At 40.9% G+C, this 25,094-nt stretch carries 22 protein-coding genes; 14 read left to right on the forward strand and 8 right to left on the reverse strand.

What is annotated here, in order from left to right:
- The first annotated feature begins 152 nt into the window (after positions 1 to 152).
- The 6 genes from ACE1B6_RS18175 to argH all read left to right on the forward strand — a co-directional run bounded on the left by ACE1B6_RS18175 (position 153) and on the right by argH (position 7,376).
- Positions 153 to 878, forward strand: a complete 726-nt coding sequence (locus ACE1B6_RS18175; RefSeq protein ID WP_413258666.1) for a DUF502 domain-containing protein — start codon at positions 153 to 155, stop codon at positions 876 to 878.
- 138 nt (positions 879 to 1,016) lie between these two features.
- Entirely contained in the window at positions 1,017 to 1,643 is a 627-nt protein-coding gene (nusB, locus tag ACE1B6_RS18180; RefSeq protein ID WP_413258667.1) for a transcription antitermination factor NusB, read from the forward strand.
- 117 nt (positions 1,644 to 1,760) lie between these two features.
- The gene (gene ftsY, locus ACE1B6_RS18185; RefSeq protein ID WP_413258668.1) at positions 1,761 to 3,419 is read left to right on the forward strand and encodes a signal recognition particle-docking protein FtsY; all 1,659 of its coding nucleotides are present in this window, start codon (positions 1,761 to 1,763) and stop codon (positions 3,417 to 3,419) included.
- Between the two features lie 476 nt (positions 3,420 to 3,895).
- Positions 3,896 to 5,401, forward strand: coding sequence for a PP2C family protein-serine/threonine phosphatase (locus ACE1B6_RS18190; RefSeq protein WP_413258669.1), 1,506 nt, complete (start codon positions 3,896 to 3,898; stop codon positions 5,399 to 5,401).
- Between the two features lie 139 nt (positions 5,402 to 5,540).
- Positions 5,541 to 5,792 (forward strand): hypothetical protein, encoded by a 252-nt coding sequence (locus tag ACE1B6_RS18195; protein WP_413258670.1) that lies wholly within the window; start codon positions 5,541 to 5,543, stop codon positions 5,790 to 5,792.
- A 195-nt stretch (positions 5,793 to 5,987) separates the two neighbouring features.
- Complete coding sequence (argH, locus tag ACE1B6_RS18200) at positions 5,988 to 7,376, forward strand: argininosuccinate lyase (protein ID WP_413258671.1); 1,389 nt, start codon at positions 5,988 to 5,990, stop codon at positions 7,374 to 7,376.
- 132 nt (positions 7,377 to 7,508) lie between these two features.
- Here argH and ACE1B6_RS18205 read toward each other — a convergent pair whose 3' ends face one another.
- Positions 7,509 to 7,697 (reverse strand): hypothetical protein, encoded by a 189-nt coding sequence (locus ACE1B6_RS18205; protein WP_413258672.1) that lies wholly within the window; start codon positions 7,695 to 7,697, stop codon positions 7,509 to 7,511.
- Positions 7,698 to 8,079: 382 nt separating this feature from the next.
- On the opposite strand from ACE1B6_RS18205, the gene ACE1B6_RS18210 reads away from it, so the two are divergent.
- Entirely contained in the window at positions 8,080 to 8,535 is a 456-nt protein-coding gene (locus ACE1B6_RS18210; RefSeq protein ID WP_413258673.1) for an NUDIX domain-containing protein, read from the forward strand.
- Between the two features lie 120 nt (positions 8,536 to 8,655).
- Positions 8,656 to 10,470: an iron uptake porin gene (locus tag ACE1B6_RS18215; protein ID WP_413258674.1), complete on the forward strand. Its 1,815-nt coding sequence runs from the start codon at positions 8,656 to 8,658 to the stop codon at positions 10,468 to 10,470.
- Positions 10,471 to 10,555: 85 nt separating this feature from the next.
- On the opposite strand, the gene ACE1B6_RS18220 is transcribed toward ACE1B6_RS18215, so the two are convergent.
- Positions 10,556 to 11,302 carry a pantothenate kinase gene (locus ACE1B6_RS18220; RefSeq protein WP_413258675.1) on the reverse strand — a complete coding sequence of 249 codons (747 nt, stop codon included), beginning with the start codon at positions 11,300 to 11,302 and terminating at the stop codon, positions 10,556 to 10,558.
- Positions 11,303 to 11,414: 112 nt separating this feature from the next.
- Between ACE1B6_RS18220 and ACE1B6_RS18225 the strand changes: the two genes are divergently transcribed.
- The 4 genes from ACE1B6_RS18225 (at position 11,415) to ACE1B6_RS18240 (ending at position 16,472) form a co-directional block, all read left to right on the forward strand.
- Positions 11,415 to 13,136 carry a diflavin flavoprotein gene (locus tag ACE1B6_RS18225; protein WP_413258676.1) on the forward strand — a complete coding sequence of 574 codons (1,722 nt, stop codon included), beginning with the start codon at positions 11,415 to 11,417 and terminating at the stop codon, positions 13,134 to 13,136.
- A gap of 166 nt (positions 13,137 to 13,302) precedes the next feature.
- Positions 13,303 to 13,884, forward strand: coding sequence for a phosphate-starvation-inducible PsiE family protein (locus ACE1B6_RS18230; protein WP_413258677.1), 582 nt, complete (start codon positions 13,303 to 13,305; stop codon positions 13,882 to 13,884).
- 88 nt (positions 13,885 to 13,972) lie between these two features.
- Positions 13,973 to 15,694, forward strand: coding sequence for a diflavin flavoprotein (locus ACE1B6_RS18235; protein ID WP_459563056.1), 1,722 nt, complete (start codon positions 13,973 to 13,975; stop codon positions 15,692 to 15,694).
- A gap of 583 nt (positions 15,695 to 16,277) precedes the next feature.
- Positions 16,278 to 16,472, forward strand: coding sequence for a hypothetical protein (locus tag ACE1B6_RS18240; protein ID WP_413258679.1), 195 nt, complete (start codon positions 16,278 to 16,280; stop codon positions 16,470 to 16,472).
- A gap of 40 nt (positions 16,473 to 16,512) precedes the next feature.
- Here ACE1B6_RS18240 and ACE1B6_RS18245 read toward each other — a convergent pair whose 3' ends face one another.
- From ACE1B6_RS18245 to ACE1B6_RS18260, 4 genes are all read right to left on the reverse strand, one after another.
- Positions 16,513 to 17,043: a phycobiliprotein lyase gene (locus ACE1B6_RS18245; protein ID WP_413258680.1), complete on the reverse strand. Its 531-nt coding sequence runs from the start codon at positions 17,041 to 17,043 to the stop codon at positions 16,513 to 16,515.
- A 217-nt stretch (positions 17,044 to 17,260) separates the two neighbouring features.
- Positions 17,261 to 18,478, reverse strand: coding sequence for a glycosyltransferase family 2 protein (locus tag ACE1B6_RS18250; RefSeq protein ID WP_413258681.1), 1,218 nt, complete (start codon positions 18,476 to 18,478; stop codon positions 17,261 to 17,263).
- A gap of 180 nt (positions 18,479 to 18,658) precedes the next feature.
- A complete protein-coding gene (locus tag ACE1B6_RS18255) occupies positions 18,659 to 20,176 on the reverse strand; it encodes a carotenoid oxygenase family protein (protein WP_413258682.1) in 1,518 nt (505 codons plus the stop codon).
- A gap of 99 nt (positions 20,177 to 20,275) precedes the next feature.
- Positions 20,276 to 21,733, reverse strand: a complete 1,458-nt coding sequence (locus ACE1B6_RS18260; protein WP_413258683.1) for a folate/biopterin family MFS transporter — start codon at positions 21,731 to 21,733, stop codon at positions 20,276 to 20,278.
- Between the two features lie 308 nt (positions 21,734 to 22,041).
- Here ACE1B6_RS18260 and ACE1B6_RS18265 point away from each other — a divergent pair, with 308 nt between their 5' ends.
- Entirely contained in the window at positions 22,042 to 22,173 is a 132-nt protein-coding gene (locus tag ACE1B6_RS18265; protein ID WP_413258684.1) for a hypothetical protein, read from the forward strand.
- Between the two features lie 222 nt (positions 22,174 to 22,395).
- On the opposite strand, the gene hisB is transcribed toward ACE1B6_RS18265, so the two are convergent.
- Both hisB and fabI read right to left on the reverse strand, forming a co-directional pair.
- Positions 22,396 to 23,040: an imidazoleglycerol-phosphate dehydratase HisB gene (gene hisB / locus ACE1B6_RS18270; protein WP_413258685.1), complete on the reverse strand. Its 645-nt coding sequence runs from the start codon at positions 23,038 to 23,040 to the stop codon at positions 22,396 to 22,398.
- 27 nt (positions 23,041 to 23,067) lie between these two features.
- Positions 23,068 to 23,847, reverse strand: coding sequence for an enoyl-ACP reductase FabI (gene fabI, locus ACE1B6_RS18275; RefSeq protein WP_413258686.1), 780 nt, complete (start codon positions 23,845 to 23,847; stop codon positions 23,068 to 23,070).
- A gap of 465 nt (positions 23,848 to 24,312) precedes the next feature.
- Between fabI and ntcA the strand changes: the two genes are divergently transcribed.
- Entirely contained in the window at positions 24,313 to 24,984 is a 672-nt protein-coding gene (gene ntcA, locus ACE1B6_RS18280) for a global nitrogen regulator NtcA (protein ID WP_193980593.1), read from the forward strand.
- Positions 24,985 to 25,094: the final 110 nt, after the last annotated feature.

Genomic DNA, 25,094 nt, shown 5'->3' on the forward strand with positions numbered 1-25,094 from the left:
ATCGCTGATACTATCATCATTAACCCCTTTTATACTGAATTGCTGGCTGGAAGTGGGAAAACCGCTTACTTAAGGTACAGTAAAGTGAAAGAGGGGTTGCTTATTAAGCTTTATAAATTTTTCAGCAGGGTAGATAGTAGAGTGGGCGATCTGTGTTCCAACGCTTGAAACAGGATTTAAAAAATGACCTGATTGCAGGTTTATTGGTGGTAATTCCCCTTGCTACCACTATTTGGTTGACGGTGACTATAGCAACTTGGGTAATTGATTTTCTCACCCGGATTCCCAAGTGGCTGAATCCTTTTGATGGATTGCATCCAATTTTGGTTGATTTGCTGGATCTCGCGGTGGGATTGGCTGTGCCGCTGTTGAGTATTTTGCTAATTGGTTTGATGGCGCGTAATATTGTTGGTCGTTGGTTTTTGGATGTTGGGGAACGAGTACTGCACGCTATTCCGTTGGCTGGTTCGGTTTACAAAACGCTGAAACAATTATTAGAAACTGTATTGAAAGATAGTGGTAATAAGTTTCGCCGGGTAATTTTGGTGGAGTATCCGCGACGGGGGATGTGGGCGATCGCATTTGTTACAGGTACTCTGAGCACTGAAATGCAGTCTCACTTATCCAATCAACCAATGCTGAGTATATTTATTCCGACTACGCCTAACCCAACTACAGGTTGGTATGCAGTTGTTCGGGAAGATGAAGTGGTAGACTTGGGTATGTCGGTAGAAGAAGCCTTTAAGGTAATTATCTCCGGTGGGATTGTTAGCCCTAGTCCTTTAGCTCCGGCATCTCTTCCTAAGCTTCCCGATCGGCAGTTGGAAAATTCTTTATCAGAAAGTAAGCTGCAAGTTTTACCCTTAGAAGAAAGTTAAGGAAGTTTTGAGTTTTGAGTTAATCAACTTCCCTTTTTCTTTTTGTTTTCCCTGCTCCCTTTATCCCCTTACTGCTATGTAAATTAGGTTTTCATTCATCAACAAAAGAAGCAAAAATTAGTAATCACAGGAAATATTATGCAGTCTCGTCAAGTTGCGCGTGAATTGGCTTTACTGAGTTTATCTCAGATGCCAACAAATCCCGAAAAGGTTTCGGAACAGGAAATTCCTGATTTTATTATTGCGGCGATCCGAACTTTAACTACGGAAGTTAAGGAAGCTTTGGAGGAAGCTGCTGGAGAGTTACAAAGGGCGGACGATCGCTTATTACACAGTCAAACTCGTGCGGTGGATCTCCAAAGTGCTAGAACGATGCTTCAAGAAGCAATCAAATTGGCTTCTCAAGCAATTAATCGCATGGGTAGTTCTGTAGAAATACCGGAATTTATTCAGCTGGCTAACCAAAGAGATGTTCGCAATTATGCAGAAGATATTGTGCGGAATACTTTGGTAAAACGTGAGGAAGTCGATCGATTGTTGTCGGAAGCAATGGTAGATTGGCAGCTGAATCGGTTGGCTAGGATCGATCGGGATATCCTGAGAATTGCTGTTTGTGAAATGCTCTTTTTAGGTATTCCTGAACGGATTGCAATTAATGAAGCAGTAGAATTAGCTAAACGTTACAGCGGTGAAGATGGTTACAGATTTATTAATGGGGTTTTACGTCGAGTTAGTGACAAACTGAAATCACCTATTAATAGTTGATATTTGATAATTGATCTCAGGTGATGGGGAAAGGGAAAAAGGTAAATTATGCTTTAACTTTTTCCCTTAACTTAAAAGCGGAATAACTGTTTTGTGACTAAATGAAATTTCAGGGCTATGGTTTTTAATTGGTTTCGTCGTCAATATAACGATAAAGAAAAAGAAAAGGAAAAAACTCAGAAACAACCAGAGGCTACGGAGGCTACTTCGCCTCCAGAGTCTCAGGTAGAAGAATCTATTCCGTCTTCAGCAACTTCTGAACCACAAGCTGCGGAAGATTATTTGGCTTGGGCGAAGGCTGCTTATAAAAATATTCAGGCTAAACAACAGTCGGAAACTGTTGGGGAAACTGGGGTTGCTGCTGAAGTAGTTACTACTGACGTGGCTGAGATTCCGACGGAGAAAGTTCCTGAAAGTGTGCTGGAGGGAGAAACTACATCGGAAAATGTGGTAACTGAAGAAGTTGTGACGGAAACGCCGATTAGGTCAGCGGTTGTTGAAAGTGTGATTTCTGAGGAAACTGGATCGGAAAGTCCGACGATCGCAACTGTTGAAGAAACTGGTGATGTGGTTGAGGTGGTGGAAACTGCGCCGGAAACGCCGGAAGTCGAAGAAAGTGCGGTTCAGGTTCCGTTTTGGGCGAAGGACGATCGCCAAGCTAGGTTAGAAAGGTTAAAGGCTACGGCGATCGAAGAACCAGAACCGGAAGTACAACCAGCGGCGACAGTGGCGACATCGGAAACTGTAACCGAGGAGATTCCTGAGCTTGCTTTTGATGAAGGTTTTGTTTGGTCGGCGGAAATTTTAGCGGCTCAAGGTCGTCGCCCGGAAGATATTTCTATTGAAGAGATTACTTGGTTAAAGAAATTGCGGCAAGGTTTAGATAAAACACGGCGCAATATTCTTAATCAGTTAAAGGCGATCGTCGGTCAAGGGCCACTAAATCAAGCTGCGGTTGAGGAAATTGAGGCTTTGCTGTTGCAAGCTGATGTGGGAGTTGAGGCGACAGATTATATCATAGGTTCGCTACAAAGTAAACTCCGAGAAGAAGCTTTGCCGCCTGATGCGGCGATCGCCTATTTAAAAGGCATTCTCCGAGAAATGCTGGAAGCACCCGTGCAAAAATCAGCAAAACGTAGCTTTGCTCCAGAAAAAGATACGTTTAATATTTGGCTGATTACGGGAGTCAATGGAGCCGGAAAAACCACAACTATTGGTAAAATTGCTCACATTGCTGACAAATCAGGCTACAAATGTTTAATTGCGGCGGCTGACACTTTCCGGGCTGCGGCAGTAGAGCAAGTCAAGGTTTGGGGACAGCGTAGCGGTGTAGAAGTAATTGCCAATCCGGGAAATAATACCGATCCAGCAGCAGTAGTATTTGATGCGATTACTGCGGCTAAATCACGGAGTACGGAATTACTTTTAGTCGATACAGCGGGGCGACTGCAAAATAAAAAGAACTTAATGGATGAGTTATCGAAGATTCGTCGGATCATCGACAAAAAAGCGCCAGAAGCGACGATCGAATCTTTGTTAGTTCTGGATGCAACTTTAGGGCAGAATGGATTGCGCCAAGCAGAAGTTTTCGCTCAATCAGCCCAACTCAGCGGTGTAGTTTTAACTAAGTTAGATGGAACTGCTAAAGGTGGAGTAGCTTTAGCGGTGGTGAAACAGTTAGGTTTACCAATTCGCTTTATCGGTGCAGGAGAAGGAATCGAAGACTTACGCCCCTTTTCTAGCTACGAATTTGTCGAAGCTTTACTTAGCGGTTGAAGCGGAAATTTTCGGCTGTAGAGAGAAAGTAATGGGTAAACAATGCACTTTACCCATTACTTTTTAATTTGTAAATAATCTTAAATTTTTTGGGTATCTTTACAAGAGTAATTCATACTGGGAACGGAATTAGGGGAATTCAATGAGTAGAAATACATAAAATTTGTGAATAATTGTAGAAATACAGCAGATACTATCTTTAGAGGTATGTCAGTGGTAGATATCAATACTGTTATGGTGAAGTGATTCGCTAGAATTTATCCCAATAGATAAAGGTATTATCCTACCCAAACTCGGTTAAAATGTTGACCACCCTGCCCACGATCTGATAGAACTTGGTTTCTTAGTACAATTCCAGGCAGAATCAGGAGCAACTAATACTTTTGTCTCTCCATTTTGATGCGCTAGGTTTACCCTTGCTATTCAATTTGCTATTGCTTTTATCCCTAAATAAACTAGTCCAGATGGCTTAGGTAATGAATACTGTGCCCCTTTCTCAACTTTCCTCTGAATCAGGCGATGATTCCCGTAGGGATCGCTACGCGAATCAGGGCGATACTTCCGAAGTAACGCCTGTATTTGCGCTCAAACAGCTGGTGGCGCGTTTGTATCGGGAACAACATAAAATCCAAGATTTGTTGAGTTCTTTAGGGTTTGCGCTCAGATCTTTCAACAATCTGAATCAGTTTTTGGAGCTAATTCCCTTAATGGCAACCAGAGTCACTGATTCTGATGGTAGTGCTTTGGTGTTGTTAAAACCCAATGGTCAAGTAAAGCTGGAACAGTTACACTGCCAAGATAATCTTCAAGGAATAGATATTCGCAAGGCGATCGAAAGCGCAACTTTAAAGGTGAAGGATGCGACGGCGAAAAGTGCTGCTTTAGTAAGTTCCGAAAGCGAGCAATTCGATCTTGAGGAAGCATCGGGAGTGGAAAAAGGTTTGGCGCTGTTAGATGCTCAAGTAAGCCGCTGTTTAGGATCGGATATTCATTTGTTTGGTACAGCAATTTTAGTCAAACAAATGGAACGAGGACGGCTGTACGTATTTAGCCGTGATGCAGAATATACTTGGACGGAAACGCGACAAAAGTTGGTGCGGTTGGTGGCGGATCAAACAGCGGTGGCGATCGCTAATGACGAACTAACAGTGGAACTCCGCAAAAAAGAACGTTTAGACAGAGAATTAGAAATTGGTGCAGAAATTCAACAGAGGTTGTTACCTCGTCAATGTCCGCAAATTCCTGGGATTAAATTAGCGGCTCGTTGTCAACCTGCAAACCGAGTTGGCGGAGATTATTATGATTTTATTCCTACTCATTATGTCCCGCTGAATAAAACTGAGGAAGCAAACGATCAAAATAGCCCAGTAACATCTGCTCGAGGACGTTGGGGGATTGTCATTGGCGATGTCATGGGAAAAGGTGTACCCGCTGGTTTAATTATGACCATGACTAGGGGAATGTTACGCGCAGAAGTTCTTAACGGTCATACTCCGGGGCGGATTTTGCAACACTTAAATCAGGTAATGTTTGCTGATTTAGAAAATTCTCATCGCTTTGTAACTTTGTTTTATTCAGAATACGATTTACAAACTGGTATTCTTGCTTACAGTAATGCGGCGCATAATCCGCCAATGTGGTGGCAAGCTAGCAGTAATTCTGTCCGACGGTTGGATACTTCGGGAATGTTGATTGGTTTAGATGTTAATTCTCAGTATGAAGAGGGACAGGTTCAGCTGGCTGCTGGCGACACAATTATTTATTACACGGATGGTTTTACGGAAGCTGCTAACCCGAATGGGGAACGCTTTGATGAAGAAAATTTGATGCAGGTTTTTCAGAAAGCTTGTCAAAACTGCCAGGAACCTCAAGCGATTTTAGAATATCTGTTTGACCAAGTACAGCAATTTATCGGTCAAGGAAATCGCAATGCGGATGATATGACGCTGGTAGTAATGCGAGTAAATGGGTGCAAAAATTAACACAATATTTGTTTCCTGTTCCTTTCGGTCATCAAAATCTCTGGTTTTAGACTGATAGCCATTTTTGTGCTAAAAATTTTCTGGAGGTTGTCTCTGCAATAAAATAAGGAACAGGAAATTAAGGTGAGGAAAACTGGCTATGGTTGTTAACTTGATGCAAACAATAAGTGGTTGGCTATCGGTTCAAGTTTATGGCAATGATTCACTATCGATGTTAGTGGCGAAAATGCCTTACTGGGTGATGGTATTGGCATATCAAGTGAGAGAGACTAATCTTTGGGGACAGGTGCAAAGTGCTTGGAATCATTTTGTCCAAACAGGTCAAATCTGGGCTTTGATTATTGGATTAATTCTGGGCTATTTCATTAAAGGGTTTACTACTTTTGGTTAATTTGTGGCAAGTTGTTGACAATTGTTTCCTGAATTAAGTCTGCTGGGTAGGTAAAAATTTTTCGATTCTCGACTTTACTTGTGAGTTTCCGATCGCTTAAAGTCAGGAAAAGAAAAATTTTTTGAATTTATACCAGCGGCTACAGATTGTTCTGTAGGGGTAATCTAAGATCTGAAATCTAAAATCCAAAATCGAATGACTGAACAAAAAACTTGGAGTCAACGCTTTGAGTCAGCTTTGCATCCGGCGATCGCTCGTTTCAATGCCAGTATCAGTTTTGACATTGAACTGATTGAGTACGATATTACGGGATCGATCGCTCATGCCAAAATGCTTGCCAAAACTGGCATTATTTCGCGAGAAGAAGGCGAACAATTGGTGGAAGGACTGGAAAGAATTCGCCAAGAACATCGTCAGGGGCTTTTCCATCCGGGAATAGATGCGGAAGATGTCCATTTTGCTGTGGAACGTCGCTTGACGGAACTCAAGGGCGATGTGGGGAAAAAGCTACATACTGCTAGATCGCGCAATGACCAAGTAGGAACTGATACCAGGCTGTACCTACGGGATCAAATTAACCAAATTCGCCAACAAATTAGGGAATTTCAAGCTGTTTTGCTGGACTTGGCGGAAGCTAATGTAGAGACTTTAATTCCTGGTTATACTCACTTACAACGCGCCCAACCTGTATCTTTAGCGCATCATTTATTAGCTTATTTGGAAATGCTAAATCGGGATTGGGAGAGGTTGGGGGAAATTTACCAAAGGGTAAATATTTCGCCTTTGGGATCTGGGGCTTTGGCGGGGACGACTTTCCCGATCGATCGCCATTACACAGCGGAATTACTGAATTTTGGCGGTGTTTACGCTAATAGTATGGATGGGGTGAGCGATCGGGATTTTGCGATCGAGTTTCTCTGCGCCGCTAGTTTAATTATGGTTCACCTCAGCCGCATGAGTGAAGAGGTAATTCTCTGGTCTTCCCAAGAATTCGGCTTTGTTACCCTGAAAGATAGCTGCGCCACAGGTTCCAGCATTATGCCGCAAAAGAAAAATCCCGACGTACCGGAATTAGTCCGGGGAAAATCTGGGCGCGTTTTTGGACATTTGCAAGCTTTACTAGTGTTGATGAAGGGATTGCCGTTAGCTTACAACAAAGACTTACAGGATGATAAGGAAGCTTTGTTTGATGGCGTGAAAACGGTTAAAGCTTGCTTAGAAGCCATGAAGATTTTATTGCAGGAAGGTTTAGAATTTCGGACTGCAAGACTCGCCGCGGCGGTGGAGGAAGATTTTTCCAATGCTACAGATGTGGCTGATTACTTAGCTGCTAGGGGCGTTCCCTTCCGCGAAGCTTACAATTTAGTTGGTAAGGTGGTGAAAACTTGTATCGCTGCCAATAAGCTGTTGAAGGACTTAACCTTAGAAGAATGGCAAGCACTTCACCCAGCTTTTGCAGACGATATTTATGAGGCGATCGCTCCCAAACAAGTAGTAGCAGCCCGCAACAGTTACGGCGGTACTGGTTTTGAGCAGGTAAGACAAGCTATTCAAGCGGCTCGTTCTCGCAGCAACAACTCCTAGAAAAGTTGTTTAGTGCTTGATTATCGCCCAATTAACAGGGAGAGCAGGGTTTAAGGGAAGAAAAAACATTGATTAGTTTTAGTTACTTCCCCGATCGCGCCCAAACTGCTCCCTTTGTGCTATTCAGACGGATTAATATTGATCTTGTCCACCTGTTTCTAGCTCATCATCTTGACTTTCTGCGGCATTTTCATTGCTTTTCCCGCTCTTCCAGTTCCGATTCTTCGAGAATCGACCTGTAGTTTGGCGTTTGCGAAACTTGCGAGCATAAGCTTTATTACGCTGCGCCTTTTCTTTTTTGGGATTGCGGCGCTTCGACATATTCACCTCATTGATAAACTACCAGAAGTATCACTTTAGGGCATTTTAGTACTTGCCGTCTTGAACAATACTCGAACGCCTGAGCTTAAAAGATTTGGGGAATTCAACCACCACTGAAATCTACTGCTGCTGCGATTCTGAATAAGTGATTCAGACGAAAGTTCATAGTTGCATCCGTAGTGCTGACTAATCTATTAATTGTAGTACAAAGAGAACTAAAATTCTCAGTTTGAATGAATTCCTGAAAAGGAACGGGAAATAGAGAATCAATAATTTAAAGACAGGATAGCTTTAGTGGGGTAGCTTATCATTATCTTTCGATCGGAATAGGTTTCCTAAAATAAAGCTAAAATTATCGCTGGTTGTATTATTGTTGGTGTATATGCTTCGATTATGGCAATTTTTTCAAACTGTACTTGGTATATTATTTCGCCATCCAGTTACAGGTGCAACAATTATTCCAATTTTGCCCGATGGTCGGATTGTATTAATTCGACGACGGGATACGGGAAAATGGGGTTTACCGGGCGGAATTGTTAACTGGGGAGAGGATATTCCTACCACAGTGGAACGGGAGTTAGAGGAAGAAACTGGGCTCAATTTGGTGAAAATACATCGCTTGGTTGGGGTTTATTCGGCACCCGATCGCGATCCGAGAATTCATTCTATTTCGGTGTTGATTGAAGCTGCGGTTCAAGGAACGATGGGGGCGCAAGATACTTTAGAGGTGAGTGAAGTTGAGGCTTTCGCGATCGAATCTTTGCCTAAAGGCGACTTGAGTCACGACCACGATCGACAATTAGAGGATTATCTCAATGGCTTGACCAGGGTAGCATAAATTGATTGCACTCATTTCTCACTTACTACACTAGTATCTTTGCTTACATTAGTCATTCTAGTATTATTGATAACATCCTTATACTTTGAATAGCAAATTATCAGGTGTAAGGTGTGAGAGATGAGTAAAGCAGTTAAACTTAACAAAAACAGGTTTTACACAACTAAATATTTTGGAGTTGCGGTAGTAATTGCAGGTTGTTTAACATATTCTTCTGGAGTTAAAGCGCAGGAAATTAACATAAATTTAACCCCAGATTCGATTAACTCCGAAATCAAGGGAAATTTTGATGAGTCGATCGACCAAGTAACATCAGTTTCTCAATTGCGCGATGTTCAACCTACAGATTGGGCATTTCAAGCTTTACAATCCTTAGTAGAAAGATACGGTTGTATTGCAGGATATCCAGACAGAACTTATCGCGGAAATCGGGCGATGACTCGTTATGAATTCGCCGCTGGTTTAAATAGTTGTTTGGATCGAATTCAAGAATTAATTGCTGCTTTACCGCAAGGTGTCAGCAAAGAAGATTTAGATCGTTTACGCAGATTACAAGAAGAATTTGCCGTTGAATTAACAACTTTACGCGGTCGAATTGATGCTTTAGAAGCGAGAGTCACTGAAGTAGAAGCCAATCAATTTTCTACTACTACTAAGTTGCGAGGTTTAGCAGCATTTAATGTTACAGGTGCTTTTGCTGATGGCAATGTGAAAGTAGAAACCTCTAATGTTGATGCTGCGTTAGAAATTCGACCAGCAGGACGCAATTCTTTTACTAATGCACCAATTGTCCAAACTGCTAAAGATCCTCAAGTAACCTTTAGTAATTTGGTGTGGCTAACTCTAGAAACATCTTTTTCTGGTAAAGATTTGTTGGTGACACAATTAGCCGCAGGTAATGGCAATTCGCCGGGAAATGCTTATGTTTCGGCGGGTCTTTATAACTCATTTGGTGTGCCGTTCCTCGACCAAACCGCAGGGCAAAATGTGGGATTAAATGAAGTTATTATTCGGGAATTGTTTTATACTTTTCCGATCGGGAATAATTTCCGTGTCGTCTTTGGGCCCCGGATTAATTGGTATCGCTACTTTGACAATAATTTATTTAACTTTTTCTTGACGGGTACTACAAGTTTTAATTCTGGTGGTAGTACTATGTTAAACACAATTGACCGCGGTTCTGGTGTGGTGGCGCTTTGGGATATTAGCAAAAATGTTAAATTCCGGGCAGCTTATTTAGGAGAAAGCGATGAGTTTCTTCCTAGCGAATTTGGTTTTAATACGGCGGCAAATCCCGGTAAAGGTTTATTCGGTGCAACTAGTACGACAACGGCGGAGTTGCAGATTTCTCCGAGCGATCGATTTAACTTGAGACTAATTTATAATTACTCGAAAATTGACCCTAATGTTCCCATTTTCGATCAAAATGGTAAGTTGACTGGAATTGGGATTGGGAGTGCCACGGGGGAACCGATTTCTGGTGTGATAGATGATGGTTTTGGGGGGTCAGTTCATTATGGAATTGCTCACACTTTTGCGGCTAATTTTGATTGGTTAATTACGCGAAATTTTGGGATTTTTGGGCGTTATGCTTACGGAACTACGGAGGTTAATCCGAAAAATCCAGTTTTGTCTGATGGGAATGTTAATGCTCAATCTTTCCAAGTGGGAATTGGTTTTCCCGATCTAGGGAAAAAAGGTGCTTTGGCGGTGATTTCTTATTTAGTGCCGTTTGATGTTTTAGAGGGTCGGCGTTTCTTAGCCTCTGGTAGTGGGAATGGGGGTACTCAATATGAAATTGAGGCTTCTTACTTTCTGCCAATTACTAATAATATTTCTCTGATTCCGGCTTTTTATATAATTGGCAATCCGAATAATTTTGATGACAATCCTAATGTTTATGTCTGGAATTTACGCACTCAGTTTGTTTTTTAAATTCTGGACTTAATATTAGTAGGGTGCGTCAGAAAGTTAAATGTTGATGGTTTCAATTAACTTTGGGGTCTGACGCACCCTACAATTAATGAGTGATTACTAAATTTCGGATTCCCCAGAAGATTAAGTTGGGATCTACTTTGGTTTTTTTAGCAAGGTCGGGAAATAGAGTTTCTAAGTAGTTGAAAAGGAGGGTTCGATCGCCCCCTGTTAACACAACTTGTCCTTGGGGAAATTCGCGCCACCAAGCTTGCATATAGTTGGCAATTCCTGATAGTACTGTGTAAATTATGCCGCTTTGAATGGCTGACTTTGTGTCTAATGCCCAACGGTCAGGAAGTCGATCGGGTAGGGGAATTTCTGGTAATGCGGCTGTTCCCTGTGCTAACGATTTGATTTGTAATTTTAATCCGGGGAAAATTGCACCGCCTATAAGTTGGCGTTGTTCGTCTGCGCCTGTCAAAGTGAGAGCGGTACCACCGTCAATTACTAATATAGGCCAGCCGGAAGTGACTCCTCCGCCTAAAACTGCTAAGGCGCGATCGATCCCTAAACTCGAATAAATCCCTTTCAGGGGAATTTGATCGCGGTTAACTATCTTGACGTTAGGGAAATTTTGCCAAAACAATGTTTCCGAGGGAATTACCGAAGCGATGTAGAGGGGGAGTTTTTTCCATTCTCCAGAAGCTAATCTTTCGTCGCCAGCACCCAAATGCTCTGTATCCCAAGCTTCAACAAGTTTTGCGCCGCTAAATTTAGCCCAGTGTAATCGGGAATTGCCGATCGTCAAGGCTAACCAAGGATTGTGTTTTTTGTCGTTCTGCCGTTTCACTGTTTTATGTTTTTTAACTGAGTGATAGGTTTTTTAATAAATCTTTAAACTTTAATCATGTAAGAATAAAGTCAGATGAATTTTCTCCGGGTTGGCAGGAAGGAGGCTAGATATGGTATTGCTCACTGAGAAAACCCAAAAGCGGTTGACTATCCAGACGCAGGACATTGCGCCTGAGACGAAGGCGATTCGGTCGTTGGATTGGGATCGCGATCGCTTTGACATTGAATTTGGTCTGCAAAATGGCACTACTTACAATTCCTTTTTAATTCAAGGTGAGCAAACTGCCTTGGTGGATACTTCCCACGAGAAATTCCGCCAGTTATATCTGGACACTCTGAAAAGCTCGATCGACCCAGCGAAGATTGACTATCTAATTATCAGTCACACTGAGCCAGACCACAGCGGGTTAGTCAAGGATATTTTACAACTAGCGCCGAACATTACAGTAGTTGGCTCGAAAGTGGCAATTCAATTTTTGGAAAATTTAGTTCATCAACCATTTGAACGGCGCATTGTCAAAAATGGTGACAAGTTAGATTTGGGTAACGGTCATGAATTGGAATTTGTGATTGCTCCTAATTTACATTGGCCTGATACTATTTTCTCTTTTGACCACAAGACGCAAATTCTTTACACTTGCGATGCTTTTGGAATGCACTATTGTTCTGATAGCTTGTTTGATGAAGATTTGGTAGTAATTGAAGAGGATTTTAAATATTACTACGATTGTTTGATGGGGCCAAATGCTCGATCGGTTCTCTCTGCATTGAAGCGAATGGGAGAGTTACCAGAAATTACAACTGTCGCTACAGGTCACGGTCCGTTATTATTTCACCATGTTAAAGAATTAACTGGTCGCTATCGGAAATGGAGTCAAGAACAAACTAAAGCCGAAACAAATGTGGCGGTGTTTTATGTTTCTGATTATGGCTTTAGCGATCGCCTTTCCCAAACTATTGCTCACGGGATCATTAAAACTGGTGTAGCGGTAGAAATGATGGATCTAAAATCAGCAGATCCCCAAGAAATTACCGAGTTAGTTAGCAATGCTTCGGGTATTGTAATTGGAATGCCACCTTTGTCAAATGCTAATGTGGCGCAAGCTGGCTTAAGTACAATTTTGGCAGCGGCAAAAGCGAAACAAAGTTTTGGTTTGTTTGAGTCTGGTGGCGGCGAGGATGAGTCAGTTTATCCGCTACGAAATAAGTTCAAAGAGTCAGGTTTAATTGAAGCTTTTCCACCAATTCGAGTTACGGAAAATCCCTCGGAAGGAACTTACCAACTCTGTGAAGAAGCGGGGACAGATTTAGGGCAGTTTTTGAGTCGCGATCGCAGTATTAAGCAAATGAAATCGCTGGATAGTGATTTAGATAAAGCTTTAGGAAGAATTAGCGGTGGACTCTATATTATTACTGCGAAAAAAGGCGATGTAGCTAGCGCGATGCTGGCTTCTTGGGTAGTACAAGCTAGTTTCAAACCTTTGGGTGTTACGATTGCGGTGGCTAAGGATCGGGCGATCGAATCTTTGATGCACACCGGAGATAAATTCGTTTTAAATGTGTTGGAAGAAGGCAATTATCAAGCGTTAATGAAACACTTCTTAAAGCGTTTTGCTCCAGGTGCCGATCGCTTTGCTGGGGTGAAAACTCAATCAGCAGAAAATGGTTGCCCAATTTTAACCGATGCACTCGCTTATATAGAATGCCAAGTAGTTAGTCGGATGGAATGCAGCGATCATTATGTTGTTTATGCAACTGTGGAAAGTGGCAGAGTTAGTAAAACTGATTCTCTCACCGCAGTTCACCACAGAAAAGTAGGAAATCACTACTAATTGTTGATTGATTGCTATTTTTTAGGGGTAGGTTTTTACCTACCTCTTTATTGCTATTAAGGCTGATTCTGAATTGATGAAAAAGATTAGCAATCCTGATAGAAAACAGCTTAACTTATAACTTAATTAAAGCTATGCTGAAACTATCAAGTTAGAGGATGAAGAAATGTACAAGTTATTAAAGAATCAGTCAACTAGTGGTGGATGGTTAAATAAGGCGGGAATTGTCCGTTTTTTAGAAACAATTCAAGATTTGTTAATTATTTCTCTTTGCATTGGCTTGTTTAGTTTAATGGCAATTCAGCTAAGAGCAATGTTTTTTGAATTGCTTCCACCGCTAAATTTCAAAGTAGTAACATCGGATATTCTTTTCTTGCTAATCTTGGTGGAGTTGTTCCGGCTTTTGATTATTTATTTACAGGAACAACGAGTATCGATCGGCGTTGCAGTTGAAGTTTCGATCGTATCTGTTTTAAGAGAAGCGTTAGTCAGAGGAGTTTTAGAAGCACATTGGACACAAATTTTATCGGCTTGCGCTTTCTTGATAGTTATGGCATTACTGCTCATAGTCAGAGCATGGCTACCACCAACATTTAATGGAATCGATCCCGAAAAAATGGTTTCTTTAAGACATAAAGGCAAAGAAACTTATGAATCTTCTCTCACAACTGAAAAATCACCGGAAGATTCTATAATTGCTGCTAATATGTTAGAAAGTAATGTCAATGGAGTGAGTAAACATCACTAAAGAAGATCTGCCATTTTTGAGAGATCGTCAAGTTTTGTACTTCAGTTAAATATTCCCGGAAACCTTTATCAAATACAAAAAAACTATGATCCAAGCAACTAAGAAAAGAGATGTACAAGTTTTACCGATCGGCTTAGACACAGTAGTAATGCGATCGCGCACTTGGGATCGGTTAAAGTTTGAAATTGAATACGCTTTACAACGGGGAACAACAGCTAATTCCTACTTAATTCAAGGCGAAAAAAGCGTTTTAATTGACCCTCCTGGGGAATCTTTTACGGAAATTTTCTTAGCAGCTTTACAGCGATACATCGATCCAAAAAGTTTAGATTATGTAATTTTGGGTCACGTAAATCCGAATCGCGCCGTGTCTTTAAAAGCTTTGTTGGAATTAGCGCCGCAAATTACTTTTGTTTGTTCTAATCCGGGTGCGATCGCTCTGAGAACTGCTTTTCCTGAACAGGAATTAAACATTTTAGTAGTGAAGGGAGAAGAAAGTTTAGATGTTGGTAAAGATCATCATTTAGAATTTATTGCTACACCTAGTCCTCGTTGGCCCGATCAACTTTGTACTTACGATCCAAAAACAAAGATTCTCTTCACTGACAAACTTTTTGGAGCGCATATTTGCGGCGATCAAGTATTTGATGAAGGTTGGACTATTTTCCAAGAAGATCGCCGTTATTATTTCGATTGTTTAATGGCTCCCCATGCACGACAAGTGGAAACAGCCTTGGAAAAGTTAGCACCATTTAACGTCAAATTCTATGCCACAGGTCATGGCCCTTTAGTGCTTTATAGCTTAACAGATTTGACTAAATCTTACCGGGAATGGTGTCAGCAACAGAAGAATCAAGAAGCAAATGTGGCGCTTTTGTATGCTTCTGCTTATGGGAATACTGCTGCTTTGGCGCAAGCGATCGCTCGCGGAGTTACTAAATCTGGAGTCAGCGTTGAAACTATCAATTGTGAATTTTCTGAACCTACAGAAATTCAGGCTGCGATCGAAAAAGCCGATGGATTTATTATCGGTTCTCCCACATTAGGAGGTCACGCACCAACCCAAATTCAAACAGCTTTAGGAATAGTTTTATCCACCGCAGCAAAAACTAAATTAGCTGGCGTTTTTGGTTCTTTTGGGTGGAGTGGCGAAGCAATTGATTTAATTGAAGGTAAACTAAAAGACGCAGGTTATCGCTTTGGATTTGAACCAATTCGCGTTAAATTTAAACCCGAAGACAGCACATTACAATACTGCGAAGAAGCCGGAACTGACTTCGCTCAAGCGTTGAAAAAAGCCAAAAAAGTTCGCCCATTACGTCAACCTGTAGGGGACTCTCAAGCAGCGAGAACTGAACAAGCAGTAGGAAGAATTATCGGTTCTTTGTGTGTAGTTACTACCAAAAAAGGCGACTTAAAAAGCGGTATGTTAGCTTCTTGGGTTTCTCAAGCAACTTTTAACCCCCCAGGACTTACTGTAGCTGTTGCTAAAGATCGCGCCATAGAAACAATGACTCACATTGGTGATAAGTTCGTGTTGAATATTTTGGCAGAAGGGCGACAGTTACGGAAGCATTTCATGAAAAACTTTGCTCCCGGAGAAGACCGTTTTGCCGATATTGAAACTGAAGAAGCGAAAAATGGGGCTCCGATTTTAACTGGTGCTTTAGCTTATCTTGAATGTACTGTCCAAAATCGGATGGAATGCGGCGATCATTGGTTAGTTTATGCGACAGCAGATGAAGGAAAAGTGTTAACTCCTGATAGTGTTACTGCCGTTCATCATCGCAAGTCGGGGAGTTATTATTAATTATTAATTAGTAGGGTGCGTCAGAAATTTAAAGCTTGAGATTGTTGATGAGATTTCCGATCTGACGCACCCTACAACTGCCGTTCATCATCGCAAGTCAGGGAGTTATTATTAATTATTAATTAGTAGGGTGCGTCAGAAATTTAAAGCTTGAGATTGTTGATTGGATTTCCGATCTGACGCACCCTACAACTGCCGTTCATCATCGCAAGTCTGGAAGTTATTATTAATTATTAATTAGTAGAGTGCGTCAGAAATTTAAAGCTTGAGATTGTTGATTGGATTTCCGATCTGACGCACCCTACAACTGCCGTTCATCATCGCAAGTCGGGGAGTTATTATTAATTATTAATTAGTAGGGTGCGTCAGAAATTTAAAGCTTGAGATTGTTGATGAAATTTCCGATCTGACGCACCCTACAACTAAAGAATAGCGGGGGTATTTAAACCGGATTTGGGATGAATAACTGAAGAATAAATAATTATCGATCGCTAACTCACCCAATAGGATGAGTCAACAGCAGGAATTGTATCGGTTTCACTTGATAGTAAGTTAGTTAACAAGGCAAGTTCAGGGGTAAGCAATGACAGCTTGGAAAGTGGGACAAAAACTAATTTGCGATCGCAAGGGTATCGAAGCTTATATTCTGGAAATGAACGAAACTCACTCAGGAATATATGCCACCCTTTATCACCCTAAACTCGGTTTTAGTATTTGCTGTAGTATAGAAATGTTAGTAGCCTCTGGTTGGAAGCTATCAACCAGAAATTTATCTTAGAGCTAACTAACTGCTAATTAAAGCTTAAGAGAAACTCCGGTCAAATTCTTTTCTCCAAATATTGACCAATCATCAATTGTTCCCCAGCACGAGAAATAATTGATTGTCTGGTGCGGTAATTTTTCCCAACTAATTTTAACTCTTCTTCAAAGACAGAATCATTGTATTCAGTTCGTAAACATAAAGTTTGTGGATTAGAAAAATAATACTTTGCTGTCACAGGTTTTGGGGTGGCGAAACCGCGATCGCGATATAAAATATTTCCTAAAGCACCAAACAAAGTTTCTCCTTTTGACTGCTTTTTCTGACTCACAGACTCCAGACTTTCCCAACTCACCTTTGCACCACAACTGAGAATCACTTCCTCACTTAAACCGTGCAATTGCGTTAACTCTCGCAGTTCTTTCCTGCCTTTTTCCAAAAATTCAACTGTCAGAATACTTACCATTTCTTTAGTTTGCACCTGTGGCAAAGTGTAATAGCGGCGTTCTGAGTGCCAAGTTCCCTCCGAATGTTGGAAAAACGCGGCGATTAGATCTTCTATTTGAGAAAGTTGTAGTAATGAGGTCACAGAATCTCGTCCTAGTACAAAGTAAACAGGAGCAAATGCCGTTGCTTGGCATCGCTTTACATTTCGTAATTAACTTAATATAGCGTAGAAATACTTATTGTTGCTCTAACTACAGAATAGTTAAACAACTGGGCATTTCTGGTACTACCAAGCTACACTCCCAAAACAAAAAATCCCTGACCCTAAACACTAATTTTATTTTGTTATTCAAATAAAATTATTCAATTAACACAAACTTACGAATCAAAGAATCTTTTTGGTGTTGGTGGGATGAGATCGTAGATTTAACAAATAGCTTCCAAGCTGGTAAAGATAACACGGCAGGAAAAGCGAGTTTGATGGCGATCGGAAATTTGCGTTGCTTAATCGCACTCCAACTATGACGCAATCGTAAATAATTGCGAATATTCTGAAACTCGGAGCAAGTAGAACATTTATCTTCGCCAATCAAAGTCGAAAGTTTTGTCCATACCCAGACATTTTTATCCAACTGCTTTTGTAACAAAAATTGCCGATCGTAACGGCTAAGTATGGCAGTAAATAAAAGTTGCCAAGCCGGAATAGAAAAAATAGCAGGTAAAGCAAAACTTAAAGCATCACTCAGTTTACGCTGTTTACCAGCAACCAAAGCCCAGTGTAATTTAAGATAATTACGAAAAGCTTGGATATTAGGAATATTCTCCTGATGCTTTTGATCGACTAAAGTGTAAATCTTTTCCTTAAGCTCGATATGAGTTTCTAGTCGCCTTTTTAGTGAAAATTTGTGATTATAACCACCAGGCCAAACCGTGCGATAAGCTAAACATTGATTAATGAAAATAGCATCACCAAACTGAGCAATTTTTACCCAAGAATCGATATCATCAAAATTAACATCTAACCGCGAATCCCAGCCGCCTGTTTTCAGAAAAGCATCACGATGAAAGGCTACTTGAATCGGAGTTCCAAAAGGAATTTGTTCAAGTAACATTCCATAGTGAATGTCTTCTTGAGGAATGTAAAAAACTTTACCGGGGCCTGTTTTGCGGGTGCGACTCAGTTCATTTTGGTTAACATCAACTTGTGCGGCTTGACAGGAACAAATTACAGCTTGGGGACGGAGTGCGATCGCTTTTCCGATCTCCTCAACACAATTATTCGCCAAATAATCATCATCATCTACAGGCTTAATCCAATCTCCCGTAGCCACTTTTACACCAGCATTAATCGTCGCCGCATGACCCATATTATGAGAGTTGCGGTGATAAACTAAACGATTATCTCCCTTCGCAGAAAGCTCTTCCTGCAAATTACAGAGATATGCTTCTGTACCATCAGAGGAACAATCATCAGCTACAACTATTTCACAGGGTACAGTTTGAGCCAAGGCAGAAGCAATTGAGCGTCTTAACAAAGACAGACGATTGTAAGTAGTAATAACTATTGTGAATTTCATCTGGGTTTACCTGGCTAGCACCCTGTTAATTGGCTAATTATAGGAAAAAGCAACTAATGCTTTATTTTGCATTAGTATTACTGCTTATATTTTTCCCCGTCAACCCTCTAAAATTATAATCCCCTCAAAATTGAAAAAAATTAACGATCGAAATATTAAGTTTTTTACCAACTTATTAAATTAAATACTGAAATGATTAATCTCAAATACCTCTGGTGTAAAACTCCCATGTAATCCGTAAGGAACGTGATGTTTTAAATGTAACCGAGCTACTGGTTTTTGATGTAAATTGCGAGCATCTAAAATTACTAGATCCGATCGATGATGTGCCGAATCATACACTAAAGTCATCAACCAACCATCATCCTCATTAACGGCATCAGTAGCCGGAACAAATACAGGTTCACTGACAAAACCCTCTGGTGCAGCACTCCAAAGCTGCCTTTCTCCCGAAACTTGGTCAATTTTTAAAATTGCCTGAAGCGGCGCATTCCCCGAAGCTGCATGAGCCGCGCCAAGATACAAATAACGATGAAGTCTACCGACTTTTGCCGGATGCACCCAAGGAAATTCGCAACAGCGACTTTCTAACATTTCTCGCCGTACAGTTTGCTCATTCAAATTAACCACAAACCGCCAAAGTTGTCCCGGAGAAAGCGCATCAAAATCCGTTTCCTGGTAATCGGAATTCGGATCGACTGTAGGCAAAGATTCATAGCAAACTGAATCAATATAAATTTCATTATCCTGCTCGAAAGCATTCGCATGGTGGAAAACAAAACCTGACTGAGTTTCTAAAATCTTTACTTCTGAAATAGAAGTATTAGCATGACGGGGAATGATAATAATGCGTGTTGGTTCTTTGGGATTAAATTTGATAGATTGACCTGCACCTTGCCAACCAAATACAAAAGGTAAAGGATTAAAAGCTACAGGATTTTGAAATAAAATACAGTAGTTTGGGGTAATCACGAAATCGTGAATAAAGGCAAAACCAGGAACAGAATGAGCATGACGCTGGACAATTTTACCAGACTCATCTAACTCGTAAATAGTAATAGTAGTAGAAAGTCCTGGCTTAATAGAAAAATTCACTAATCTAGGTTTACCATCATCCCATTCGCAATTAGGATCGAGGCGGGGATGAGCAGCAAAAGCATCTCCTTCTTTTAAAACGCGATCGAAATATTCCATTCCCAAAGTCGCCAAATTATTTGGGTTGAGGAGATGAGGTTCAGCCGCCTCCCAAAGTGCAAGAAGTTTTTTACCCCAGTAAATTACATTAGTATTGGCGATATTTTTTACTTTTAAATCAAAAGCATTAGCTAACCAACCCCCAGGTTTTTGAGTGCCAAAAACGCCACGATAGAGAATTTTTCCGGCTTTTTGTTCTTCGAGAAAACCTTTAGTTCTTACAAAACGATTTTGAAAGTAAGCTTTGCCATTGGTAAAAGTAAAAGCACAAATCATACCATCACCATCAAAAGGATGATGTAACTTTTGACCGTTAATATCTAATAAACCGGGGCCATTACGAAATAAAGTACCTTGGAGATTGGGGGGAATTTCACCTTCGATATCATCAATCCAGTAATTAAATTCTTGTTTCAGGGATTGATAACCTTTTTGCCATTTTTGGCGATCGTAACATTTAGCTGGAACTGTAGATGCGTGTTCGTAAAGTTGGAAGTTTTGCATATTCAGTAGTTGTTAATCTGGTAAAGTGTGTCAAACAAAATAATTTTTGGCTTTTAGAAAATGTAGAGACGTTGTATACAACGTCTCTACATTTTCTACTTAATCTGCCGTTTTTTCTGCTTCCCTTAAAAAGGATTGAGGTACTAACTCTGACATTAAATCAGGTAGAAAAGCTTGTGCTAAATGTTTAGAAGCAGTAGAATCAAGTTCCAAAGCGGGGACTGGTTGAAGATGTTGCTCAGAGATTTCTGCTTGAGGATCGCCTTTAGGCAACCAATTTATAAAAGGCAAAGGGATAAGAGTGCTTAAGTTAGCAATTACGACTAATATCCAAAGAGATTGAAAATTATGTTCTGTAATTCCCAGCCAGTGCATTAATAAAGCGCCAAACTCATAAGAGAGTAAATGTGCTAAATTTGTCACTGACATAAGTAGTGCAAATAAAGTCGCTTCTACACCGGGAGGACAAAGCCTTGCCGCCAAAACTAACACTGGCATATAAGCGATTTGTCCCATAACAGTGAGAATTAAACTATCTCCCAAACTAAACCAATGGTCGTCAATTCCCAAAGCGCGGTTTGTGTGAGTAACTAGTAACAGCATTGTCATTCCCAACGCCGCAGACAACACCGTTGTCCAAGCAAAAAAGGTGCGGAAAGGAACATTCTTAAAGAATCTTTGAAACAGCCAAACTGCTACCAAAGAAGCAACACTAGTTACTAAACGAACTCTGCCTAAAAATTCCGGTTGAAATCCTAATTCATTAGTAGTAAAGAAGAAAAATGCTGCATCAGCGGTAGGCGTACATTGCCAGAGAAATAAAAATGCGGTGGGCAACCAAATCGCTTTTTGAGTAACAGCTTTTTTTAATTGTTTAACTTGTTGCCAAGCTGTAGAAAGATCGGGTTTTTCGATAATTGGCGATTCAGCAATTAACCAAGCGACCATTGATACAATTAAAGGAAAAGTTGCGGTAATAGCAAATACAGTACGGTTGCTGAAATGTTCTAATAAAAAGCCGCTAAAGTAGGCAGTAATTAAACCGCCCAATGCGGAAGTGCCCCAAGAAAGAGATTGTAAAGATCCGGCATGACTAATTGATTCTCCTCTGGCTCTTTCTACGACTAAGGAATCTACAATTACGTCACTTATGGCAACTGATAGGGAGGAGAGAGCGATCGCCACTGTCGCCGCCCAAACACTATGCACCACTGTCGCCAAACCAATCCAAGCCGCAGATCCCAAAAACCCAGAGAGAATTAAATAAGGTCGCCGTCGATAACCCAAAATTGGCAACCCATCAGAAATAAAGCCAAATAAAGGTTTAACCATCCAGGGTAAAGCCGAAATCCCCATCAAAGCCGACACTTCAGCTGGGCTAAGTGCCAACTCATCTTTGAGGAAAAAGCTCACAGCTAGGCGTGCCAACCCTAAAATACCCTGAACGAAGTACACCGATAAAATGGCTACTAACTCAGGAGTGAGTCTTTTACCAAATAAAGTTAAATTTGTCAAGGAATTTTTCAGCTTGGAGAAGCCAGAGGAGGAAACCACCATTAGTAAATAATCGTTAAGAATTATGACTTTTATAACACATTAGCTCTGGCGGCTGAAGTCTGCCTATGGGTGGAAGGGTGCTTTTAGGTTGGTAATTTTCTGAAAATTGCCTGATTCCTGCTAATCTTGGAAATAGTCAAAAATGACGAATTAAGGTGCTAAATTACGTAATAATTTGATGTTATTTCTTGACTATTTTCCCGACAATTGTCCACCTATAACTGCACAACCAGCATTGGGTAGAGTTTATTACCTGGTTAAGAATGATCCACCCACCCCAGAAGATTTTTTTTCAAAGCGCCAAAAAAATGAAACGCGAACAGCAATGTTGGGAAGAAACAAGTTTAGAACATCTCCGAAAACGAGGTATTCATACAGGTTTAACAGACTATCTTCATGAGATCGAGCAACGTTTAACTCCCATCATTGGAGCCGAGTAAAAATCCTAAAATCTCTCTCAATACTTCTCGGTTAAGCATTTTTTGCCTTTGTAGGGGCGAAGCATTCGGACAGAAAATCTAGGGTTTGAGTCATAAATTGTCGCCCGAATGCTTCGCCCCTACTCTTAACCGAGCAGTATTGAAATCTCTCTAATCTCTTCTCTGCGTCTGGAGCGGTTTCTTCCTTCGCGCTCTTCGCGTCTTTGCGGTTCAAAAAAAATCTTATAAAACCCCTTTAGAACTAGGAATACTCCCCAAACGACGAGGATCGAATTCCACAGCCATTCGCATTGCTCTAGCAAAAGCCTTAAAAGTTGCCTCAATAATATGATGAGAATTAATTCCGTCTAATTGACGAATATGTAAAGTCATTTGGGAATGATTTACCAAGGCGACAAAAAATTCTCTAACTAACTGAGTATCGTAAGTTCCTACACGCTGGGTTGGTATTTCCAAACCATAACTTAAATGAGGTCTTCCCGAAAAATCCAAAGCTACTTGAATTAAAGCTTCATCGAGAGGTGCGAGGAAATTACCAAAACGGACAATGCCTTTGCGATCGCCTAAAGCCTTCCCCAACGCCTGACCCAAAGTAATTCCTACATCCTCATTTGTGTGGTGATCGTCTATTTCCAAATCACCCGTTGCTTGCACATCCAAATCTATCAATCCATGCGAAGAAATTTGGTGCATCATGTGATCTAAAAACGGAATTCCGGTTTTGGAAATACAGACACCTGTACCATCCAAATTAATAGTTACCTGCACATCTGTTTCGCCCGTCGTCCGTCTGACAGTTGCCATACGTGCGGGGGTAGTTTGTTCTGGATGTTCGTGAGAAAGAACTTGGCGATCGCTAATTTGCATAACCTAATTTCAAATCACTAAATTAACTTAACCCATCCCCATGATTTCATAACCAGCATCCACATACAAAACTTGACCTGTGATGCCGCTAGCCAAATCACTAGATAGGAAAGCAGCTGCATTACCCACCTCAGTTTGGGTAACAGTTCGTTTTAACGGTGCCACTTCCTCAACATGGTGAATCATATCTAAAATTCCCCCAACTGCCGAAGAAGCTAAAGTCCGAATTGGCCCTGCCGAAATCGCATTTACCCGAATATTTTGCGAGCCTAATTCTGCGGCTAAGTAACGAACATTCATTTCCAAAGCTGCTTTAGCGATCCCCATAACATTATAGTTAGGAACCACTCTGACACCGCCTAAATATGATAGCGTGATAATGCTACCACCTTCCGTCATCAAAGGTTTAGCTGCCCCACTCAACTGAATCAGCGAATAAGCACTGATTTCTAAAGCCAAGTTAAAGCCTTCTCTAGTGGTTTGGCTAAAATCCCCTGATAAATCATCTTTTTTGGCAAAAGCCAAACAGTGAATTAAAATGTCCAGCTTACCCCATTTTTCGCGGATTGTTTCAAATGTGGACTGGATTTGGGCTTCATTTTGGACATCGCATGGTAAAAACAAACTGGGATTGAGTGGTTCGACCAACTCAGCTACTTTTTTTTCCATGCGACCCTTTTCATCAGGCAGGTAGGTGATGCCAAGGTTGGCTCCAGCTTGATGAAGCTGTTGGGCAATGCCCCAAGCAATCGAGCGATTGTTGGCAATGCCAGTTACAAGTGCGTTTTTTCCGGTTAAATTTAGCATAGTCGTTAATTATATCTGAGAGTTGCCCCGGAAACAGTGCCGAAATTCCCCTATTCTGGCTAAAATTACAGGTAATTTGGCAATAATGTGTCTTAAAATACAGAAAAAATCCCCAAATACTTCAAATTTTGCCATAGTTTCTTGAGTTGAACCGCAAGAAATTCACTCTCTTTTCAGGCCGAGAAATTTCTGTAAACATTAAGGAGCTAAAATGCAATTATGTAAGTAGGTAATATGTGTTATATTGCACAGGAAATTTCTCTATCTCCGACTCGATTGGCAAAAATTATGAAAGTGCGGCAGTGCAGAATAGTCAAAAACACAAACATCAAATAAACTAACATCTTGACCCAAGAGCAAAAATTCATCAGCTAGCTTTGGGAAATTGAGATGGTAGGAGTTATTACTAAGGTTAATTGCCAAGAATTAAATATGTTTCTTGGGTGTCGGTGAGGGTAAAAAAACATGGTCGTTTTAGACGATAGACCGCTAGCATCTGTATTTCGGCAAATAGGAGGTGGTGCGTTTCCACCAGTTGTAGAAACCTTTGAAAGGGGAAAGACCATTTTCTTTCCTGGAGATCCCGCAGAAAGGGTATATTTTCTCCTCAAAGGTGCAGTAAAACTTTCGCGAGTTTACGAAGCTGGAGAAGAAATTACAGTCGCCTTACTGCGCGAAAATAGTGTGTTTGGAGTATTATCTCTGATTACAGGTAATCGCTCCGATCGCTTTTATCATGCGGTAGCTTTTACACCAGCAGAATTGCTCTCAGCACCAATCGATCAAGTAGAACAAGCACTGAAAGATAACCCAGAGTTAGCAATGTTAATGCTGCGTGGCTTATCTTCGCGGATTCTGCAAACAGAAATGATGATTGAAACCTTAGCTCATAGAGATATGGGTTCTAGATTGGTTAGTTTTCTGTTAATTCTTTGCCGCGATTTTGGCGTTTCTGGTCAAGATGGGATTACTATAGATCTAAAGCTATCCCATCAGGCGATCGCTGAAGCCATCGGTTCCACTCGCGTAACGGTAACTCGTTTGCTAGGGGATCTTAGGCAGGAAAAAATGATCTCCATCCACAAGAAAAAGATTACTGTCCATAACCCAGTAGCGTTAAGCCAACAGTTTACCTAATTTGCGGATTGACAGTAATCTCAACTACTTCTCTTCGGAGAAGAGGAAAGCTTAAATAGGTGTAAATTTATTCAATCTATTTAAGTTACTAACTTCAATATTAGTTAGGG

Origin of the sequence: Floridaenema fluviatile BLCC-F154, from assembly GCF_041929135.1 — a bacterium.
GTDB lineage: Bacteria > Cyanobacteriota > Cyanobacteriia > Cyanobacteriales > Aerosakkonemataceae > Floridanema > Floridanema fluviatile.

Excerpts from the sequence above, each read along its gene's own strand:
- nusB (WP_413258667.1), top strand. The coding sequence starts at position 1,017 with ATGCAGTCTCGTCAAGTTGCGCGTGAATTGGCTTTACTGAGTTTATCT.
- ftsY (WP_413258668.1), top strand. The coding sequence starts at position 1,761 with ATGGTTTTTAATTGGTTTCGTCGTCAATATAACGATAAAGAAAAAGAA.
- ACE1B6_RS18190 (WP_413258669.1), top strand. The coding sequence starts at position 3,896 with ATGAATACTGTGCCCCTTTCTCAACTTTCCTCTGAATCAGGCGATGAT.
- ACE1B6_RS18195 (WP_413258670.1), top strand. The coding sequence starts at position 5,541 with ATGGTTGTTAACTTGATGCAAACAATAAGTGGTTGGCTATCGGTTCAA.
- argH (WP_413258671.1), top strand. The coding sequence starts at position 5,988 with ATGACTGAACAAAAAACTTGGAGTCAACGCTTTGAGTCAGCTTTGCAT.
- ACE1B6_RS18205 (WP_413258672.1), bottom strand. The coding sequence starts at position 7,697 with ATGTCGAAGCGCCGCAATCCCAAAAAAGAAAAGGCGCAGCGTAATAAA.
- ACE1B6_RS18210 (WP_413258673.1), top strand. The coding sequence starts at position 8,080 with ATGCTTCGATTATGGCAATTTTTTCAAACTGTACTTGGTATATTATTT.
- ACE1B6_RS18215 (WP_413258674.1), top strand. The coding sequence starts at position 8,656 with ATGAGTAAAGCAGTTAAACTTAACAAAAACAGGTTTTACACAACTAAA.
- ACE1B6_RS18225 (WP_413258676.1), top strand. The coding sequence starts at position 11,415 with ATGGTATTGCTCACTGAGAAAACCCAAAAGCGGTTGACTATCCAGACG.
- ACE1B6_RS18230 (WP_413258677.1), top strand. The coding sequence starts at position 13,303 with ATGTACAAGTTATTAAAGAATCAGTCAACTAGTGGTGGATGGTTAAAT.
- ACE1B6_RS18240 (WP_413258679.1), top strand. The coding sequence starts at position 16,278 with ATGACAGCTTGGAAAGTGGGACAAAAACTAATTTGCGATCGCAAGGGT.
- ACE1B6_RS18250 (WP_413258681.1), bottom strand. The coding sequence starts at position 18,478 with ATGAAATTCACAATAGTTATTACTACTTACAATCGTCTGTCTTTGTTA.
- ACE1B6_RS18255 (WP_413258682.1), bottom strand. The coding sequence starts at position 20,176 with ATGCAAAACTTCCAACTTTACGAACACGCATCTACAGTTCCAGCTAAA.
- ACE1B6_RS18260 (WP_413258683.1), bottom strand. The coding sequence starts at position 21,733 with ATGGTGGTTTCCTCCTCTGGCTTCTCCAAGCTGAAAAATTCCTTGACA.
- ACE1B6_RS18265 (WP_413258684.1), top strand. The coding sequence starts at position 22,042 with ATGAAACGCGAACAGCAATGTTGGGAAGAAACAAGTTTAGAACATCTC.
- hisB (WP_413258685.1), bottom strand. The coding sequence starts at position 23,040 with ATGCAAATTAGCGATCGCCAAGTTCTTTCTCACGAACATCCAGAACAA.
- fabI (WP_413258686.1), bottom strand. The coding sequence starts at position 23,847 with ATGCTAAATTTAACCGGAAAAAACGCACTTGTAACTGGCATTGCCAAC.
- ntcA (WP_193980593.1), top strand. The coding sequence starts at position 24,313 with ATGGTCGTTTTAGACGATAGACCGCTAGCATCTGTATTTCGGCAAATA.